The following is a 20183-nucleotide window of genomic DNA, read 5'->3' on the forward strand; positions in this document are numbered from 1 at the left end:
CTTTGCGGACAGTTCCGCCTTCCCTGCGCTTGAGGGTGTTTTCCAATCGTTCGAGAATCGGTCGTACAGGCTATGAATCGCTGCCGGTGTACTACCGGAGGATTGGCTCGACGAACTCTGGAGACACCATGAACTTTTTGGACGCACGTGTTCACGCTATCGAATGGCTCTCCGATGGCGTGATTGGCATCGAACTGCGGCCCTGTGACATCGCCGATTGGCCCATTGTCACAGCTGGCGCGCATATCGACCTTTTGCTGCCAAACGGACTGACTCGAAGCTATTCACTGACCAATAGGCCTGGTGAGTCCCATCGCTACACTGTAGCCGTCGCCATGGATGCGGCGAGCCGCGGGGGATCGATCTTTGTCCACAACAATTTGCGGGTCGGGCAAAAAATAAGGATATCGGCTCCTCGCAATCACTTTCCGGTCGATGAATCGGCGAGTCATTCGGTATTTATTGCAGGAGGAATTGGCATTACGCCAATTTGGTGTATGGTGCAGCGCCTCTCGCAAATAGGATCTTCCTGGGAGATCCATTATTCCGCTCGGGCGCGCGCCAACGCCGCATTCGTCGATCAGGTTGTGAACCTCGCGGAGCAAACAGGAAATGCCGTTCACCTGACATTCGACGGTGGCGTCCGGGAGCGAATGCTGGATATTGATTCCCTGGTTGCATCCCAGGGGAGCGCGACCCATTTGTACTCCTGCGGCCCAGCGCCAATGCTAAGGGCGTTCGACGAAGCGTGTCAGGGGCGAGACCCCGGAACGGTCCATCGGGAATACTTTGCTGCTCCCGTCTCTGCAAATCCCGCAATCACCACCGACGAAGAAGTCGAGGTCGTGCTGTCTCGCACGAACCAAAGAATCAAGGTCGACAAGAAAACGAGCATTCTCGATGCCGTGCTCGCTGCGGGCATTGACGTCCCATACTCTTGCATGAGTGGACTTTGCCGTGCTTGCGAAACACCCGTCATTTCAGGTACGCCTGATCATCGGGATCTTGTTCTCACCGACGCCGAACGTGAGTCAGGCAATACGATGATGATTTGCTGCTCTCGCTCAAAATCCAGAGAGTTGATCTTGGATTTATAAATATTAAAGAGCAATCAAGGTTTTGATTTGCCGTGTCCGAGTGGCTGCTCCGGCAGCGCGATCAAGACGCTTCGGCATGACAAGAGACAGCAGCAGGTAAAGGAATGAAGTTGATGTCGAAAGTGCATCAACTCTTTCCGGTTCCCCCGGTTGTAGGGGAGAGGCCGCCGACCTCGTCGCTGCCGCCCCGATTCCTAACGCCAGCCTTTCCGGCATTTTTTTGGCACCTTGAGATGACGTCAACCGCATTCGCTTCGCCAAGCCAGATTCGCGCCCGGTTCTCGCGCGCCTTGTCCCACATGTACCGGGCCGAGGTCCCGCAGTATGGCACTCTGATAGATCTCGTTGCCGAGATCAATGCCGATGTGTCACAGAGTCGCGCCGGCGGCGACGCCGGCATCACGACGCGGGAATCCCGCATTGAAGTGGAGCGACACAGCGCCATTCGCGTCGGTACACCGGCTGAACTGGCAATGATTCGCCGCCTGTTTGCCGTGATGGCAATGTTTCCTGTCGGCTACTACGACCTGGCGGTAGCCGGCGTGCCGGTGCACTCCACAGCGTTCCGCCCCATCGACGCTGCGGGCCTCGCCGAGAATCCGTTTCGGGTATTCACCTCCCTTCTGCGCCTGGACCTGATCAAGGATGCCGATCTGCGAGGTGCCGCTGCCTCGGTATTGAGCAAGCGCTCTATTTTTACTCCCCGCTGCGTGGCCATGATCGAGCGCAGCGAACAGCAGGGCGGCCTGACCCCCGATGATGCCGAGCAGCTGATCGCCGAAGCCCTGGAGACGTTCCGCTGGCACGGCAAGTCGACGGTGTCGGCGAAGCTGTACCAGGACTTGCGCAAGGCCCATCCGCTGATCGCGGACATCGTGTGCTTTCCCGGCCCGCACATCAATCACCTCACGCCGCGCACGCTGGACATTGACGCGGCACAGGCAAGGATGCCCGCGCGCGGCATCCGGCCAAAGGCGGTGATCGAAGGCCCGCCTGCGCGTGACTGCCCGATCCTCTTGCGCCAGACCAGCTTTATGGCCCTGAGTGAACCGATCACTTTTATCCAGGAGACTGACCCGGGTGAGACGGGCACCCACACCGCACGCTTTGGCGAGATCGAGCAGCGGGGCGTAGCCTTGACGCCAGACGGCCGCCGGCTCTACGACCAGATTCTGGCGGACGTGCGAGCGACGATAGAGCCGGCAGGCGATGGCTCCAATGCGGATGACTACCGCAATGCCCTCGGCCATGCCTTCACGGCTTTCCCCGACACGTACGCCGCAATGCGCAAGCAGGGACTTGCATACTTCCGCTACGCGGCCGGCGATAGCCGACCGTGTGATGCGATACCTGGCGCCGATGGTGACGTTGAAGCGCTGGTGGCCGCTGGCGTGCTGAAGGCCGAACCGATTACCTATGAGGACTTCCTCCCCGTGAGCGCCGCGGGCATATTTCAGTCGAATCTCGGCACCGATGGCCGTGACGCGATCAAGGCATCGCCCAACCGCGCAGCGTTCGAGGAGGCGCTCGGCGCGACGGTCGGCGATGAGTTCGCGCTCTACGCAGCGGAGCAGCAGCAGTCGCTGACCAATGCACTTGCCGCGCTTGGCATCGCGCAGTGCCAGGACGCTCTGATCTCCGTCGGTCTGTCCGACTAGACATGGTCGGGCGCTGGGAAGGCCTCACGCCCCACATATTCAGTTTGAGAAGGATGGAATGAGGATCCCATTCCGAGGGGCTCCGGGCTACAGCATGTCCATCTGCCAAAAAAACTGCCGGTTCAGAAGGCAACAAACATGACATTTGGAGTTCTTTGCTGGTCGATAACGTGGCCGAGGAATTCTAAAATTGGTTAAAGATAATCACAGTGAGGAGCAGATCGTGAAGAACTTTAGAATTGGCCGCTACGAGATTGATGGTCGGATCGTCGTGGGCCAACCGAGTGGTGATTATGTCGACGTGGTTTCGGAGGAGGATGCGTTGGCACGCGTGTTGTCGAAAGGCGTGTCCGCTTGCCAGCCGTTGCGCCGGGTACCGGCAGCTGAGGCACGTGTGGTGGCGCCAATTGATCCGTCCGCTCGTGTGTTTGCGATCGCAGTCAATTATGTCGCCCATGGCGCAGAAGCGAAGACTGCGCCACCGTCTCGCCCTCTGATGTTCTACAAGGCCCCGTCCAACTTCGTCGACCCCGGCGAGTGCATGGCTCCCAATCGAGACCTGGTGACGAAGTTTGACTACGAAGGAGAGGTTGGCGTCGTTATCGGGCTGCCATGCAAGAATGCGACGCTCGAAAACGCGCTGGATTTTGTCTCCGGGGTATGTGCATTGAACGATGGTAGTGCCCGTAACCTGGGCAAGGTGGCATTGGGCAAGACGGAACCGGCTACGGCGTTCTGGCCCGATTGGACCGCGGGGAAGTCGCACGACGATTCGTCTGCAGTTGGGCCGACTATTAGCTGCGATCCTGAAGTTCTCAAGGCCTTGCGTGATCGTACGCTAACGGTTACCACGCGCCTTAACGGGGAGATTGTTCAGCACGCGGGTATGGACGAGATGGTATTTTCGACAGAGGAAATCATCGTTGCGCTGTCCTCCTATATGACTCTCTTGCCCGGTGACATTATCGCTACCGGTACTCCGGCCGGAGTCGGGTTTGCGCGTGGTCGTTTCCTGCAGGCCGGGGACGAGCTTTCGTTCGAAGTCAGTGGCTTGGATGTTCTTAATGTGGGGGTTGCATAATCATGGATCAACAACGAAACAAAGCCCGTGAAGACTTCGCCGAAAGGATGCGGCAACTCTCGGAAACGTCAGCCGATACCACGATGGGCAAGGTACTCCGTCAGTTCTGGCATCCGGTGGCGCTATCGCGCAGCGTTGAGCCAGGAAAGGCTCGGGAAATCCGCGTGCTCGGCGAGGATCTCGCGCTTTATCGCGGGCAAAGCGGACGTGCCTATGTTATGTTGAACCGTTGTGCGCACCGCCTCACCAAGCTTCACACCGGTTGGGTGGAGGGCGATGAACTCCGGTGTATGTATCATGGTTGGAAATATGATGGAGCAGGGCAGTGCACCGAGCGCCCGGCAGAGCGTCCGGGCACGGAGCGTCACATTCGGGTTACGGCTTATCCGGTGCACGAATATTGCGGCCTTGTCTTCATTTACATGGGGGAGGGGGAGCCGCCAGCCTTCGACCTGTTCCGCAAGCCGAAATTTGAGGAAGCCGGTGTCATTGTCAACTCGCGCCAGGAGATCTGGCCGTGCAATTGGCTTCAGCACTCGGAGAACTCCCTCGATGCGGTCCATGTCAGCTTTGCGCATCAAATGGGACGAGTCGGCGTGTTCGGCGAATACGTGACCGCCGATGTGCCTGAAGTCAGCTACGAAGAGACCTCGGCTGGCATTCGACAGGCTGCGGTACGCAAGCTCACATCGGGGAAGCTTCAGACCCGGATCAGCGATTGGACGTTCCCATACTGCAACCACGTTTCGGTGCCGTCCGTGAAGGAGGGGCAGCCGTGGATTGAAAGTGTGAATTTCATGGTGCCGATCGACGATACCCATACGTTGCGTATTTCGCTACGCGCCTCGCCTTCGACGACACCGGAAGCGGATCGCGATCTCCAGCGCTATTTTGACGAATGCGAATCCTATCAATCGTCGGACTTCCACGACGAACTGTTTGCCGGCATTTATCCTGACGACCCGCTGGTGCGTCTGACTAGCGCACAGGACTATGTTGTCCTGGTTGGACAAGGCGCGATTGCCGACCGCGCTAACGAGATCCTTGGTGCGTCGGACCGCGGCATTGCCATGCTGCGCCAGATCCTGAATCGTGAAATGGACGCGGTTCGTAATGGAACGCCTCCCAAGGTCTGGCAACGGCTGGAGAACCCCTCCACCCTTATGTCATACGCGACCAACTAAGGCGTTGCCAGCCAGGCTGCTCCTTTCCCGGATTCGACGCGAAAGAGCGACTCGAACGAGGGAGGAGCAGCCTGCGCGCTTCGGGTCACATAGATCGGAAAGGCGTCACGCACAGATTTTTTAAAGCAACGGACATCGAGTCATCAAATGCCAAATCGTAGAGACGCGCTCAAGACCTTGGGTACTCTTCCGTTCGCCGCTGCGTGTGGCGGCTACTCCCTGGCCGCAATGGCGACAGAGTCGTTTCCGAGCAAGCCAATAACTTTGGTGAGCATGTATGCCGCAGGAACCGGGATGGACCTTGTTCTGCGAGTGCTGGCGAAAGCCATGAGCAAGTCGCTTGGACAGCAGGTCGTGGTTGACAGCAGGCCTGGCGCGGGTGGAGTTGGAGCGGTCAAGCTGGTGACTGCTGCCCAACCTGATGGTTATACGCTCCTGGTCGCGGGAACTGCCGTTGCGATTAGCCAAGCGCTCCTGAAGCCACAACCTTACGACATCCTTAAGCAGTTCAAAGGGGTCTCGACGGTAATCAGTAGTGATCTGGCCGTGTTCGTCGGGCGCAATTCGAAAATCAGGACATTTGCCGACCTGACGCAGGAAGCAAAAAAACGCGGTAACGGCTTCATGGCAGGAGTCGGATTGCTCGGATCGAGCCAGCATCTGGCTGCGGAACTTTTAAAACATCGCGCAAATCTGGATTTTACAATCGTTCCCTATCGTTCAGCGCCGGCTCTCTTTACGGCTATGCAAGGGGACCAGCCGGATTTCATCGTTGAATTTGTGCCAGTTTCCCTTGCTCAGATTCAAGGTGGAAATCTCAGGCCGTTGTTGGTTCTCGGTTCGAACCGATCACGCCTTCTCCCCGATGTGCCAACGTCAAAGGAAGCCGGTATCGCCGGCCTTGATGTCGGCGCGTGGGGAGGGATCCTGGCGCCCGCCAAGACGCCCGATCCGATTCTCCAGCGGCTTAGCCTCGAAGTTCGAAAGGCGCTTGCCCAGCCGGAGATCAGGAATGAGTGGATTCATGAGGGACATAATGTGTTGGGAAGCACGCCAGAGCAGACCATGAATTTTGTGGCGAAAGAAATTGCACGATTTGATGACATCGTCAAAGAAACCAGGCTTGAACTGAAATAGTAGCTCCGGACGGCCCCAACCCGCGCAATATGATGCGGTTCATCAACCGCATCCCCGACGACCTGATCGCAACACGCAAGCGACCATACATGCGCGGTGAGGCAGCGAGGACTTCATCTAGGGGCACAAGCATGAGCGGATCACATCTGTAGAGCGTTTGGCCCGTCCTGGCGTGAGGGAGGGAAGCAATGCCTGGCCGCGGCCCTTCGGTCGTCCCGCAACGTACGGCGAGTTTCAAGCCTTGGTGACTCTCGGCAGTCGCCAGAAACGACCATGCTCCCAGTCCCGAAAATCATCAATCCTGGCTAAAGGCCCGCTGCCGTGAACCACAACCCGCGCCGTTCAGCCCGCGTCGAATCCGCCTCGCCGAGGCTGAGGCGCATCCTGAGCCTCGATGATTTCGAGGCCGCCGCCAGGCGTTGCCTGCCCCGCCCCATTTTCGGCTACGTTGCGAGTGCAGCGGAAGAAAACCTCTCGCATGCGAAGAACCGGGAGGCATTCTCGCAGTGGGCACTCACGCCGCGCGTGTTGGTCGGCGTTTCCGCCCGGACCCAGGAAGTCGAACTCTTCGGCTGCAAATACGCCTCCCCCTTCGGCATCGCGCCCATGGGGTTGAGTGCCCTGAGCGCATACCGTGGAGATCTCGTACAGACGCGCGCGGCGAAGGCCGCCGGCATTCCCATGGTCCTCAGCGGCGGATCGCTTATCCGCCTCGAGGAGGTGATGGCGGAGGCCCCCGATACCTGGTTCCAGGCGTACGTTCCGGGTGATGAGGCCAAGATCCGCGCATTGCTCGCGCGCGTGCAGGCCTCCGGCTGCAAGACCCTGGTCGTGACCGTCGACATACCCGTGATGGGCAACCGGGAGAACGCCGTCCGCAGTGGATTTTCAGCCCCGCTTCGACCGTCGTTGCGGCTGGCATGGGATGGAGCAATTCGGCCGCGATGGCTCCTTGGCACGTTCGTTCGAACCTTGATGTGCCACGGCATGCCCCACTTCGAGAACTCGCTTGCGGAGCGTGGGGCGCCCGTGCTGTCCGCAACCGTCATGCGTGAGCACACCGCCCGCGATCGCCTCAACTGGAACCACCTGGCACTCATCCGTCAGTTGTGGAAAGGCGTACTGATCGTCAAGGGGATTCTGAATCCCGCCGATGCAAGATTGGCGCGCGAGCAGGGGGTGGACGGCCTGTGGGTATCCAATCACGGCGGCCGGCAGATGGACGGCGCGGTCACTGCATTGCAGGTCCTGCCGGAAATCCTCGAAGAGGCCGCCGGCCGCCCTGTCTTCATCGATGGCGGCGTGCGTCGGGGCAGCGACGTCCTGAAGGCGCTTGCAGCGGGCGCGAGCATGGTCTTCGTCGGGCGACCATTCAACTATGCCTCTGCCGTGGGGGGCGAGGCCGGCGTCACGCATGCCATTCAATTGCTGCGAGATGAAATCGATCGCAACATGGGAATGCTCGGCGTGAACACGTGCCAAGACCTGCAAGGCGATATGCTGCGCAGATGGTAGCGCAGAGGCCGTTGGAATCCGGGTGCTCGCGACCGGGCATCGTGTGATGAGTACCCTGATTCCCTGCGGGCCACGCGCGAGCGGCATCGTTGCGCCGGACCTGCGCGTCCCCGAACCACGGCTTCGCGAATTCTCACGGCCTCTTGCGCGTCGCGTGAATTGCACCAAATGCGACAATCGATCCACGAACCGGATCGACACGGATTAGCGCCGGCAAGCACAATGAAAGTCAGTTGCAGATGGAGCCGCCGTCACTATGGAGGCGGGGACCCACTGCCTTCTCGGTGCTCGAATGGCCACCTAAAGTCGCTGGGCTTCCGCCTGTGCGGGAGCGACGAATCATCCCGATTGCATTTTGAAACGGATTCTTAGCTCATGAACTCGAACCCCGATCCTCACCTCAATCGCATTCCCCGCAACATGGACCCGGCAGAATGGAAGACCCGGGTCGAGCTGGCCGCCGCGTATCGGATGACGGCAAAGCTCGGGATGAACGATCTGATCTTTACCCATATTTCTGCGCGTGTGCCAGGACGGCATGACCAGTTCCTGCTTAACCCGCATGGCTGGTTCTTTGACGAAATCACCGCATCCAGTCTGGTCAAGATTGACGTCGACGGAAACCCCGTAGACGACGAGCGCTACAAGGTGAACGCACCGGGCTTTACCATCCACAGCGCGCTGCATCGTGCCCGTCCCGACGTCGAGTGCGTCGTCCACACCCACACCAAGGCGGGCATGGCGGTGGCTGCGATGGAATGCGGCATTCTGCCGCTCAACCAGGTCGGCATGCGCCTTTACAATCGCGTGGGATATCACGATTACGAAGGCCTGGCGCTGGACCTTTCCGAGCGCGAACGCATCGTGCAGTCCATGGGCCCGCATCATCATCTGATTCTTCGCAACCACGGCTTGCTCACGACCGGTCGTTCAGTTGCGGAAGCGTTTGTCCGCATGCACGCGATGAACAAGGCCTGCGAGATTCAGATCGAGACCCTGTCCGCGGGGCAGAAACTGGTCATGCCGCCGCCGGAGGTATGCGAGCACGCCGCCAGGCAGATCGGCGATGCAGGCGAGCGCGGGGCGGAGAACCTGGATCGGCTCTGGACCGCACTGCTGCGCCTCATCGACCGCGACGACACCGGGTATCGAGCCTGAATCGTGGGTGCGCCAAGGCATCTGCTGACGCCTTGGTTGCCATATATGAGTCCCTGTCTGTCAGTCCGGAGTATATGAATGAACGGCGCCAAGAGCCTTGTTGAAACGTTGCTGCAATCAGGTGTCGATACCTGCTTTGCCAATCCCGGAACCAGCGAGATGCACTTCGTCGCCGCGCTGGATCAAAGCGATGGCATGCACTGTGTGCTTGGATTGCAGGAAAACATCGTGACCGGTATGGCCGACGGTTACTACCGCATCGCGGGCAAGCCGGCCTGTACGCTGCTTCACTGCGGCCCGGGCCTCGCCAACGGCCTCGGCAATCTGCACAACGCGCGCCGTGCACGTAGCGGCGTCCTGAACATCGTTGGCGACCAGGCCACTTACCATCGACCGCTTGACGCGCCCCTGACCGCCGACACCGATGCTATGGCCCGCACCGTGTCCCAGTGGGTTCGTACCAGCACCCGGGCGGCGGACCTCGGTCAGGATGCCGCGGCCGCGGTCCAGGCGGCGCGAACCTTTCCAGGTCAGATTTCAACGCTGATCGTGCCGTCGGATGTCTCCTGGGACGAAGGCGGAGTCGTGGCGGCGCCCCTTGCACCGCCCGCGCCGCCGGCGGTCGACGGAAGTGCCATCGACAAGGCGGCGCGCGTGTTGCGCGGCCATGGCAATGTACTGATTCTCCTGGCAGGCCAGGCAGTGATGAGCGAATCGCAGGCCCTCGCCTGGCGCATTGCCCGCGCCACCGGGGCAAGCGTCATGGCGGACTTCGTTACGCCACATCTCGCTCGCGGCCGCGGCCGCCTGCAACTCGAGCGCGTGCCGTACGTCATGGATGCCGCCATCGAGGCGCTGGGGGGTTTCGATCAGATCATCCTGGTGAACGCCAAGCCGCCGGTCGGCTTTTTTGCCTACCCCGGCAAGCCTTCAACGCTGTATCAGCCGCAGACGCAACTGCACGTGCTGACGCGTCCCGAGCAGGACCCGGTGCAGGCGCTGCGAGCCTTGGCGGAAGCCCTGAATGCTCCGCATGCGCCCATCCCCGACCCGGGACCGCGCCCACAAGTCGCCAGCGGGCGCCCGACGCCCGAAGGGCTGGCGCAGACCGTGGCGGCGCTCATGCCGGAGCACGCGATCGTGTCTGACGAAAGCATCTCGTATGGCCGCGGCTTCTATCGATATACGCATGCCGCGCCGCCGCACGACTGGCTGCATCTTGCCGGCGGCGCTATCGGCGACGGCCTCCCGGTCGCAACCGGTGCGGCAATCGGGGCGCGAAGACAGCGCCGTGTCATCAGCCTGCAAGCAGACGGCTCGGCGATGTACTCGCTTCAGTCTTTGTGGACGCAGGCGCGCGAACGGCTTCCGGTCACGACCATCATCCTCAACAACAGCAAGTACAACATCCTCCTTGGTGAGTACAGGGATGTTGGCGCGATACCGGGCCGGACGGCCATGAATATGCTTGATCTGGGAGATCCGGCGCTCTGCTGGGTGCGCCTCGCACAGGGGATGGGCGTTGAAGCCGCCCGGGCCACCACCATGGAGGAGTGTGCCGATCTGATGGCCAGGAGCTTCGAGAGCACGCACCCGTTCCTGATTGAACTCATGGTTTGATCACGGCGACGCTCAGCATTCTTCCGGCAGTTCCATCTCGGGGATATGGGGTGCGCGGCGTCCGCCGCCACCCGAAACGAGAGAGGGAACTGGCAACCCGGTCTTTCTCACGAAAACAGCGGAAAGCGATTTTCATGCGCGAAATGGAACCCTCCCCCTCGATTGCCCTGGGCGACACCGAACTCGATCGAGATCATGCCTTGTTCGAGTTGCACATCCGGATGCTGGCAGGCGCGCCACAGCAGGAAGCTGTTCACGTATTGAAGGATCTACGCGCGCACGCAGCGGACCACTTTGATAAAGAAGACGCAGAGATCAGGCGGTTGAAGCCGAGCAATGGGCAGTGCCACCTGGACGAGCACGCCGCGGTATTGAAGTCGCTGGATGAAGTCATTGCTCGACTATCCGGCCCGGCAACGGATGCTGATCTGGCGGAGAGATTGCGGGTGAGCCTGGCGTCGGAGCTGATGCGATGGCTTCCGGAACATGTCAACGAAATGGATTACGCGATCGCCAAATCGCGTGCACACGAGGCATACGGAGGAAGCGTGATAAAGATCAGCCGGGCGCCTAAATTCCAGAATGATTTGGCAACCTGATGTTGCCCCGGCCGAAAATCGCTTGCTGGTCTCCCTCTGAATCGATTTTGGCCTTGAAGGCACAGACTACGCCGCCCAGGAACATATGAAGCAAGCCAACATTATCTCCGACTTTCCTCGTCTCCCTGAAGATATTCTGCAACAGGCGGCGCAGTTTCAGACCGCGATCCTGGCCGACGTATCGGGAAGGCGAGGCGCGATGCATGGCCGTATCCGACCACTTGATTCACGTATGAGCGTCGCAGGAACCGCACTGACCGTTGATGTGCGGCCCGGCGATAATCTCATGATCCATGCTGCGATCGATCTTGCACAACCTGGCGATGTGCTTGTCATCGACGGCAAGGGTGATCAAACGTCGGCATTGCTGGGTGCCATTATGGTAGCCATGTGCAAGGCTCGCCATATCTCGGGTGTCGTTGTTGATGGCGCCGTGCGCGACAGTATCGAGATTCAAAACCCGGATTTCCCCGTATTCTGCATGGGAACCAACCCGAATGGCCCCACGAAAAACTGGGCCGGGCGTATCGGCCACCCGGTCAGCGCCGGTGGGGTCACAGTGAGCTCCGGCGATCTCATCGTCGGTGATGCTGACGGGATTGTTGTCGTAGAGCGACACCGCATTTCCGATGTGCTTGTGGCTGCAGAGAGCAAGGTGGCCGAAGAGGCAGAAACAATTGCGTCCGTTCGGGCAGGAAAGAAACGAGGCCCATGGCTGACGCTGGCGTTGCGCAAAGCAGGCGTGCTGGCAGAGTCTGAAACGCTACAGTAGGTGTGGAAAACGCATGGCGGATGATTCATTGATCATCGTTGCGATCGGCTAGCCAAAGTCGCGGATATCTTGTGACATCCCTGCCAGTTTTTTTGTGTCCAGAATTATTATTCTTCCATATTCGACTCGTATGACTCCCTCGCTTTCCATATTCTTCAGAGCGCGATTGATGACCTGACGTTGGGTTCCGAGCATCGAGGCGATCTCATTCTGCGACAATTTAACCTGCATCGTCGAGCCCGACGGACTGCGCGCGTAGACAGATATCAATAAAGCAGCAATTCGTGCTTGCGTCGAGTGCATGACGGCACCCGCGTAGAGGTTCAACGCCCTGAGGTGGCGACGTTCCAGGGCGGAAAAAATCGGGAAAAACAGGCGGCCGTCGTTTGCCAGGATTTGCCGCAGCAGTTGTGCAGGCAGGCGAACCAATACGGTCTCTTCCTTGCAGACCGCGGTATGAATATGAGGTTTTCGGCTGATGACAGGACCAAGCCCATGGAACTCTCCTGGAAGGTGAAGACCACCAGCAAACGAAACTCCGGACGGCATGTCACGCGTCAGGGTCATCGAGCCTGAGGCAAGCAGATAGAGAAAATCGGCGGCGTCCCCCGCGCGGTGTACGCAGGTTCCGGGTTCGACCACGATGGCATCTGCGACGGCTATCAGCCGTTCAATAGATTCCGCCGGCCACGATGAGAACAGCTCGGACTGCGTAATGGTCAACTTTATAAGGGTATGGCTCATTCTGAAATCCGCTCAGTGAAAATGCCGGCAAAACGGGAATAACAGGTCCCAAGCGTACGAGCCACAGTACCGAGACATGGTGCCGGAATGTAGACAAAAACTCAACAAAGAGGACAATGCGGTAGGCGCACAGTAATTGAAAATGTCTCTATATCTTTTAGACTGAGATCTATCTCCAACGGAAGTCACGCAATAGCTATGAGCCTGAAGACCGAAGAAAGCCGACCTGTCATCCTGCTGACGGATCCTATTCATCCGGATGCACATGCTTTGCTCCAGGAACAAGCGCAGGTGCTCGAAGTGCCCCAGAACCTGTCACCGGTGGAGGCGGATAAGGCGCTTCGCGTGCTCATACAGCGCGCTGATGCGATTATAGTGCGTCGCAGATTGCCAAATGACATATTTGAGGAAGCGAACCGCCTTCGTGCGGTAGTCAGGCATGGCGCAGGGGTCGACATCATCCCTGTGGACAGGGCCACGCACCGGGGGATTCCTGTGGCCAACATACCCGGTGGGAACGCCAACTCGGTCGCCGAATTTGCCATAGCTGGCATGCTCGCAATTAGCCGTCGGCTGGCCGACTTTGATAGTGAAGTCAGAAAACTGAAATGGCGTTCCATCAGGGCTTCAGCCAGTAGCAGATCAGTCGAACTACGTGGCAAATCGCTTGGCATCATTGGGTTCGGGCAAATCGGGAAGCGGGTCTGCGAAATAGCTCGCGACGGCTTTGGTATGGATGTCCGGGTCAATACCAGCACACCCGCCCGATTGCCCGGGCACGTTCCATACATGTCAGTCGAAGAACTGATCTCGGTTTCGGATTTTCTCGTTCTCTGTTGCCCGTTGACACCGAACACGCGCGGCATGATCAACGCCAGTGTACTTTCGCATGCGAAAAAGGGGCTCGTGCTGGTCAATGTATCACGTGGCGCAGTGATCAACGAGGCCGATATGATTTCCGCCCTTGAGAGCGGGTGGCTGGGGGGGGCCGTTCTGGATGTCTTCGAAACAGAGCCGCTGCCTCCGGACAGTGCATTGCGAAAGCACCCGCATGTCCTTCTGACCCCGCATCTGGCCGGCATTACGCGAGACTCCGATCGCGTTCTGGGTCTGACGGCAGTCGACATTGCCATGCGGTTGCTTCGCGGAGAGACGCACGCGAACGTCGTTAATCTATAGCCCGTCCTGGCTCAAGCGGCATGCAGTTCGGCCAGATTGTTGGGGCAGAAGTTGACCAGTTTTACACTGCCCGACGCAAGCCGCTGAAGCGCGATTCCCGGAAGATGTTATCGGGTTAATCACGGGGAAACAGAATTGCCCCGGCTTGCGCGGGGGGCTGGCCGGTTTAATTCAGGCGATCGGGCAAGACTTCCCGGCGAATTGTTGTCGATAGTAGTGAAGCGGTAGAAGCTGTCGAGCGAGTATGCCGACACGCGGCAGACTTGGCTGACCTTGCCCAACTGCTGGACCAGTTCGAATATGCCGGCCTTCGCGCGGATGACTTCCGTTCCCGAGCCCTGGCACCCCGCTGCACAGCGACGCTTTGGCTTGCGCCCTTCGCACCGCTGTGCCAGCGGCTCAAGTCATCAACCGCTTCAGAAGCGATGCGTGATGCCGAAGTTGATCGATCGGCCAGACGCACCGCTTTTCGGATCGATCGGAATGGCGTTGAGGGTGGTGCTGCCGCCAGCGCTGTTGTCTACGAACACCAGGCGCGTGTAGAGCGTCGTTCGCTTGCTCAGCGAATGATCCCAACCCACGGTCACGAACAGCGGCGAGTCACTCGCACCAATCACGTGGCGCTTGGTCGCTGCTGCCTTGAACACGTCGTTGGTGGTCACGTCCCAACTGAAGGTCAGACCATAGCCCCGCGCAGCGTTGGTGTTCTTGAACTTGCTGCTTGCCATCTCGAACACGCCGCCCAGCCTGACCGGACCGAACCTGTAGGATCCGCCAACAAAATGGTTGTTGAACAGAGCGGAGTCTACCGCGGCACCCCCTCGCTGACCGAGATATGCGTAGAACAGCAGGGCCTTTTCGGTTTCATAGATGACGTTTGCGCCAAAGCTCAATCCGGTGCTTGTAGCACCTGGAACTTCGCCCGGTGCGGCGAACGCCGCGAATGAGAATGGTCCTAGATCTTGCGAGAGGTACTGGACTGCGTTGTTGAACCGGGACGTATAGGGGACATAGCCGGTGCCCTGGGATGAAACGGAACTGAAGATGTTGAATGGCGAGTTCTGGCCATTGAGGGAGAATGGATCGAGCTTCAGTAGTGCATAGAAGGCCGGAGAGTATTGCCGGCCAAAACGGACCTCACCCCAACCGTTTGACAGGCCCACGAACGCCTGCCGCCCGAACAGGGTGCCGTTCCCGAAGAACTCGGTGCCGGTATCAATATTGAATCCCGCTTCGAGCGTCATGATGGCTTTCAGGCCGCCACCGAGATCCTCGCTGCCGAGCATGCCGAATCGTGATGCGGCACCTTCGCCTTCGCGCATCTTCACCACGCTCTGCGATCCCTTTGCGTACTCGATCGATGCGTCGGCGGTGCCAAACAACAGCATGTTCGATGAGGAGGTCTGACTTGAATATGCGGATGCCTGGCTCGAAAGGACTGCGAGGCCAATGCAAGCCGACCAAATACTACGTGTTCCCATCTATCTCCTCCGTTGTCTACCTTTTTGTGGTTTATGTTCGTCCTGCCAGCCATGTCGATGAAATCGGAACGGTGATGACTGGCATGCATCGGTTCAATGAGGCTACCTGAGCCAGGTAAATGCCCGACGCAACCAGTCTGGCGTTGCTGCCGGCAAGGGTCGATTGGCAATGGCGGGCAAATGTCCGATTTGTTGCAATGTGCCGGCCGGTAGTTGCGAGGGCGACACACAGGGTTTTCGCGCATGCTATCGAGACGATCCGGACTTCAGGGGCGTTGTCGCCGGCTCGAGTTCGGCACATTGCAACAATGCGGACATTGTTGTGGCGCCGTCATTCGACGGTTCCGGCCGCTTGCCTGACACTGTTCCCACCAAGACGCCCCTTCCTCCCGCGCGGCAGCTCGCTTCACCGACAGCGTGCCTCGCGGAGGCAATTCTCGAAAAGGTGGAAACTCCATGAAGACTCTCAGGAAGACGCCCGACACGCTGCGCAGTGCGCGCTGGTTCGCCCCCGATGACCTGCGCTCGTCCAGCCATCGTGCCCGGACCATGCAGATGGGCTACGCACCTTCCGAGTGGATGGGCAAGCCGGTCATCGCGATCATCAATACCTGGTCGGATATCAACCCGTGCCACGCCCACTTCAAGCAACGCGTCGACGACGTCAAGCGAGGCATCCTGCAAGCGGGTGGCTTCCCCATCGAATTGCCCGCGATCTCCCTGGCGGAAGTCATGGTCAAGCCGACCACAATGCTGTATCGCAATTTCCTGGCCATGGAGGCGGAAGAGCTGCTTCGCTCCCACCCTGTCGATGGCGCAGTGCTGATGGGCGGTTGCGACAAGACCACGCCGGGCTTGCTGATGGGCGCGATCAGCGCGGGCCTGCCCGCCATCTATGTGCCGGCCGGACCGATGCTGCGCGGGAACTACAAGGGCAAGGTGCTGGGATCAGGCTCGGATACGTGGAAGTTCTGGGACGAACGTCGTGCCGGCAATCTCAGTGAGGTGGAATGGATCGGGATCGAAGGCGGTATCGCACGCAGCCATGGCACCTGCATGACGATGGGCACGGCAAGCACGATGACTGCCGTTGCCGAATCGATCGGCATGACACTGCCGAATGCGTCTTCGATTCCGGCCGTGGATGCCAGTCATATCCGCATGTGTTCGGAATCGGGCCGGCGCATTGTCGACATGGTCTGGGAAGACCTCACGCCGAAGCGCATCCTGTCACGCCAGTCGTTTGAAAATTCGATTGCCGTCGCCATGGCCATGGGTTGCTCTACCAATGCAATCATTCACGTCATCGCGATGGCCCGTCGCGCAGGCTTCGATATCGGGCTGGAGGATTTTGACGTGGCCAGCCGAAAGGTGCCGGTCATCGCCAACATCCGACCCAGCGGCGACAAGTACCTGATGGAGGATTTCTATTACGCGGGCGGATTGCCTGGATTGATGAGCCGCATCCGGGACAAACTGAACCTTGACACAAAAACCGTCACGGGCCGTTCGCTGGGAGAAAACATTGAGGGCGCGGCGGTCTACGACGATGACGTCATTCGCACGACGGAAAACGCTCTCTACCACGAAGGCGCACTGGCAGTGCTCAAAGGCAATATTGCTCCCGACGGCTGTGTGATGAAACCCAGTGCCTGCGAGAAGCGGTTCTTCAAGCATACGGGTCCGGCACTCGTGTTCGATGACTATCCATCCATGAAGGAAGCCGTGGACCGTGAAGATCTCGATGTCACGCCAGACCACATCCTGATCCTGCGCAATGCGGGTCCGCAAGGCGGCCCGGGCATGCCGGAATGGGGCATGCTGCCCATCCCGACGAAGCTGGTGAAGCAAGGTGTCCGCGACATGCTGCGCATGTCTGACTCCCGGATGAGCGGCACCAGCTACGGCGCGTGCATTCTCCATGTGTCGCCGGAATCGTATGTCGGGGGGCCTTTCGCGCTGGTACGGACCGGCGACCTGATTTCGGTCGACATCGATGCACGACGCATCCATCTCGAAGTCTCCGACGAGGAACTGGCACGCCGCCGCGCAGAATGGACGCCACCACCCGCCCGGTTTGAACGCGGCTATGGCTGGATGTTCTCCCAGCATGTCCGCCAGGCTAACGACGGTTGCGATTTCGACTACCTGGAAACGGATTTCGGCGCACCTGTTGGCGAACCAAGCATCTATTGACTCCGAGATGGCAGGAATTCCCCGTCGATCTGTTCGGGAGCCTCGGTATGAACGGTGCCAGCCGGGGTCCGGCAGCTTGTCGGCTAATCCACTTCAGCGATTCGCATGACCGAAAAATACAAGTTGTTGCAGAGCACTCGCCTGCCACCTGCAGTGGAATCACGGCTCGCAGAGGCGTACGACGTCCACCCGCTGTGGGCAGAACCCGATGCGTGGAGTTATCTGGCAGCCCACGGCCATGAATTTGATGCGCTGGCGACGACAGCGACAGTGGGTGCCAGCAAGGGACTGATTGACGCCTTGCCGGCGCTTCGCGTGATCTCGAGCCTGGGCGTGGGCCTGGACAAGCTGGATCTCGAGGCCGCGCGTCGGCGTGGCATCGCGGTCGGCTATACGCCCGACGTGCTCAATGACTGCGTGGCAGACGTTGCATTTGCTCTTCTGATGGACGTGGCGAGGCGCGTGAGTGCCGGCGACCGCTTTGTCCGGCGGGGTGACTGGACCAGCCGGCCGTTTCCGCTTTCCACGCGCGTCAGCGGCAAACGCCTGGGTCTCGTAGGCATGGGCCGGATCGGGCGAGTGATTGCGAAGCGCAGCGTGGGATTCGACATGCCGGTGCGCTATTACAGCCGTCGGGCGGTGCCGGATGTTGCTTACGAAAGAGCGGCCTCTCTCGTTGAACTCGCGGAGTGGGCCGATTTCCTCGTGATTGCGACGGCTGGGGGACCGGAAACGCGACATCTCATTGATGCTGGCGTGCTCGATGCCCTCGGCCGGACGGGCTATCTCATCAATATTGCCCGCGGCACTGTGGTTGATGAGGCTGCACTGGTCGATGCCCTGGTAAGCGGCCGCATCGCCGGCGCTGGCCTGGATGTCTATGAGAACGAGCCACAGGTGCCCGAGGCGCTGGTTGGACTCGACAACGTCGTGCTGCTGCCGCACGTTGCGAGTGCCACCGAGGAGACACGCAAGGCGATGGGCGACCTGGTTCTTGACAACCTGCACGGCTACTTTTCCACCGAGTGCGTCAGAGTTTCTGCATTGGAATAGCCAAAAAGGGAGCTCCTTCCAGCGATCAAGATGTGCGAGGTCCGGTCGACGGGCCATGCGATGGTGCTGTTTGTCTTTCGGTGGGCCGGATTACCGAGAGTGTTCACTTACAAGACGAAAGATTGCGTTCATGACATATCCCGATGTTCAGCTCTTCATTGATGGGCAATGGCAGGACGCCGCCGGCGGCGAGACACTGGCAGTGTTCAACCCCGTCACGGGCAAGGAGATTGGTCGCGTGGCACACGCGAGAATTGCAGACCTCGACCGTGCGTTGGCGGCGGCCCAAAGAGGTTTCGAGACCTGGCGAGAATTGCCCGCTATCGAACGCAATCAGATAATGCGTCGCGCTGCAGCGCTGATGCGCGAGCGCGCGGCGGAGATTGGCCGTGTGCTCACGCAGGAGCAGGGCAAGCCTTTCGCCGAAGCGAAGGGCGAAGCCATGGCGGCCGCGGACATCATCGAGTGGTTCGCGGACGAAGGCTTGCGCGTCTACGGCCGGCTGGTCCCGTCGCGCTTCAGTCTCTCGACGCGCCAGATGGTGGTCAAGGATCCCGTCGGTCCGGTCGCGGCATTCACGCCGTGGAATTTCCCGATCAATCAGGTAGTCCGCAAACTCGGTGCGGCATTGGCCTGCGGCTGTTCCATGATCGTCAAGGCACCGGAGGAGACGCCCGCCTCACCGGCAGAATTGATTCGTGCGTTTGCGGACGCCGGCCTGCCTGCAGGCGTCCTCGGACTGGTCTATGGAAACCCTGTCGAGATCTCGAACTACCTGATCCCGCATCCGACTATCCGGAAGGTCACGTTCACGGGTTCCACACCGGTTGGCAAACAACTCGCTGCGCTCGCCGGTCAGCACATGAAGCGTGTGACGATGGAGTTGGGCGGGCATGCGCCCGTGATCGTCTGCGAGGATGCGGACATTGCCTTGGCCGTCAGGGCTGCCGGTGCGGCAAAGTTCCGCAATGCCGGGCAGGTTTGCATCTCTCCCACGCGATTCCTGGTGCATGAAAGTGTCAAGTGCGAGTTCGTCGCGGAGCTGGTCAGGTACACACAAGGGTTGACGGTCGGTGACGGCCTCCAGGAAGGCACCAGGATGGGTCCGCTGGCCAACGCCCGACGGGTGACCGCCATGGCCGAGTTCACGCAGGACGCCATGGAGAAAGGGGCCACGTTGGCGTTTGGCGGGGAACGACTCGGTGACGCCGGCAACTTCTGGCGCCCCACGATCCTGACTGATGTTCCGCTCGAGGCGAAGGTATTCAACGATGAGCCCTTTGGCCCCATGGCAGCGATTCGAGGATTCCATACCATGGAGGAGGCCATTGCCGAGGCAAACCGCCTTTCGTTTGGCTTGGCTGGCTATGCGTTCACGCGGTCGCTGAAGCATGCCGACTTGCTCGCGCGCAAGATTGAAGTCGGCATGCTGTGGGTCAACATGCCTGCGATGCCTTCGGCCGAGTTGCCGTTCGGCGGGATCAAGGATTCGGGTTATGGCTCGGAGGGTGGGCCCGAAGCGATGGATGCCTATTTGAACGTGCGTGCCATCTCGGTTGCGAATGTTTAGGTGAGCCCTTTAGGTCAACCCATTAACCTGTTCCAGGCTGCGCACATGTCTTGTGCAGCGTTCTCTTGTATGCGGCGGGTGCAGGTATCTCTGAAAGTCCGAATTCAGGATCCTGGCTCCTTCCCGGGTGTCGGCCACG

Annotated in this window: 16 protein-coding genes; 14 read left to right on the forward strand and 2 right to left on the reverse strand. The window is 59.7% G+C overall.

All coding sequences use genetic code 11. From position 1 onward, the window contains the following. Positions 1-128: 128 nt before the first annotated feature. From KHO22_RS08920 to KHO22_RS08965, 10 genes are all read left to right on the forward strand, one after another. On the forward strand, positions 129-1097 hold the full coding sequence (locus tag KHO22_RS08920; RefSeq protein ID WP_211946753.1) for a PDR/VanB family oxidoreductase: 969 nt from the start codon (positions 129-131) through the stop codon (positions 1095-1097). Positions 1098-1330: 233 nt separating this feature from the next. Continuing rightward, complete coding sequence (gene hglS, locus KHO22_RS08925) at positions 1331-2755, forward strand: 2-oxoadipate dioxygenase/decarboxylase HglS (protein ID WP_211946754.1); 1425 nt, start codon at positions 1331-1333, stop codon at positions 2753-2755. Positions 2756-2945: 190 nt separating this feature from the next. Next, positions 2946-3836, forward strand: a complete 891-nt coding sequence (locus tag KHO22_RS08930) for a fumarylacetoacetate hydrolase family protein (protein ID WP_211946755.1) — start codon at positions 2946-2948, stop codon at positions 3834-3836. A gap of 2 nt (positions 3837-3838) precedes the next feature. Then, positions 3839-5020, forward strand: a complete 1182-nt coding sequence (locus KHO22_RS08935; protein WP_230426800.1) for an aromatic ring-hydroxylating oxygenase subunit alpha — start codon at positions 3839-3841, stop codon at positions 5018-5020. 294 nt (positions 5021-5314) lie between these two features. Further along, a complete protein-coding gene (locus KHO22_RS08940; RefSeq protein ID WP_268914531.1) occupies positions 5315-6157 on the forward strand; it encodes a Bug family tripartite tricarboxylate transporter substrate binding protein in 843 nt (280 codons plus the stop codon). 321 nt (positions 6158-6478) lie between these two features. Further along, on the forward strand, positions 6479-7672 hold the full coding sequence (locus KHO22_RS08945) for an alpha-hydroxy acid oxidase (RefSeq protein WP_211946757.1): 1194 nt from the start codon (positions 6479-6481) through the stop codon (positions 7670-7672). Positions 7673-8047: 375 nt separating this feature from the next. Continuing rightward, entirely contained in the window at positions 8048-8830 is a 783-nt protein-coding gene (locus KHO22_RS08950; RefSeq protein ID WP_211946758.1) for a class II aldolase/adducin family protein, read from the forward strand. Positions 8831-8908: 78 nt separating this feature from the next. After that, positions 8909-10450 carry an acetolactate synthase large subunit gene (locus KHO22_RS08955; protein WP_211946759.1) on the forward strand — a complete coding sequence of 514 codons (1542 nt, stop codon included), beginning with the start codon at positions 8909-8911 and terminating at the stop codon, positions 10448-10450. 134 nt (positions 10451-10584) lie between these two features. Continuing rightward, positions 10585-11049: a bacteriohemerythrin gene (locus tag KHO22_RS08960; RefSeq protein ID WP_211946760.1), complete on the forward strand. Its 465-nt coding sequence runs from the start codon at positions 10585-10587 to the stop codon at positions 11047-11049. An 85-nt stretch (positions 11050-11134) separates the two neighbouring features. Next, entirely contained in the window at positions 11135-11821 is a 687-nt protein-coding gene (locus KHO22_RS08965; protein ID WP_211946761.1) for an RraA family protein, read from the forward strand. Positions 11822-11869: 48 nt separating this feature from the next. Here KHO22_RS08965 and KHO22_RS08970 read toward each other — a convergent pair whose 3' ends face one another. Then, the gene (locus KHO22_RS08970; RefSeq protein ID WP_211946762.1) at positions 11870-12565 is read right to left on the reverse strand and encodes a Crp/Fnr family transcriptional regulator; all 696 of its coding nucleotides are present in this window, start codon (positions 12563-12565) and stop codon (positions 11870-11872) included. A gap of 198 nt (positions 12566-12763) precedes the next feature. On the opposite strand from KHO22_RS08970, the gene KHO22_RS08975 reads away from it, so the two are divergent. Next, positions 12764-13744, forward strand: a complete 981-nt coding sequence (locus tag KHO22_RS08975; protein WP_211946763.1) for an NAD(P)-dependent oxidoreductase — start codon at positions 12764-12766, stop codon at positions 13742-13744. Between the two features lie 416 nt (positions 13745-14160). Here the strand turns inward: KHO22_RS08975 and KHO22_RS08980 are convergent, their stop codons facing one another. Beyond that, entirely contained in the window at positions 14161-15225 is a 1065-nt protein-coding gene (locus tag KHO22_RS08980) for a porin (RefSeq protein ID WP_211946764.1), read from the reverse strand. A 456-nt stretch (positions 15226-15681) separates the two neighbouring features. Between KHO22_RS08980 and araD the strand changes: the two genes are divergently transcribed. The 3 genes from araD (at position 15682) to KHO22_RS08995 (ending at position 20044) form a co-directional block, all read left to right on the forward strand. Beyond that, on the forward strand, positions 15682-17421 hold the full coding sequence (araD, locus tag KHO22_RS08985; protein ID WP_211946765.1) for an L-arabinonate dehydratase: 1740 nt from the start codon (positions 15682-15684) through the stop codon (positions 17419-17421). A 105-nt stretch (positions 17422-17526) separates the two neighbouring features. Continuing rightward, positions 17527-18474, forward strand: a complete 948-nt coding sequence (locus KHO22_RS08990; protein WP_211946766.1) for a 2-hydroxyacid dehydrogenase — start codon at positions 17527-17529, stop codon at positions 18472-18474. A 130-nt stretch (positions 18475-18604) separates the two neighbouring features. Next, a complete protein-coding gene (locus KHO22_RS08995; RefSeq protein ID WP_211946767.1) occupies positions 18605-20044 on the forward strand; it encodes an NAD-dependent succinate-semialdehyde dehydrogenase in 1440 nt (479 codons plus the stop codon). The last annotated feature ends 139 nt before the right edge of the window (positions 20045-20183 follow it).

The sequence above is a fragment of the Cupriavidus yeoncheonensis genome (assembly GCF_905397275.1).
GTDB lineage: Bacteria > Pseudomonadota > Gammaproteobacteria > Burkholderiales > Burkholderiaceae > Cupriavidus > Cupriavidus yeoncheonensis.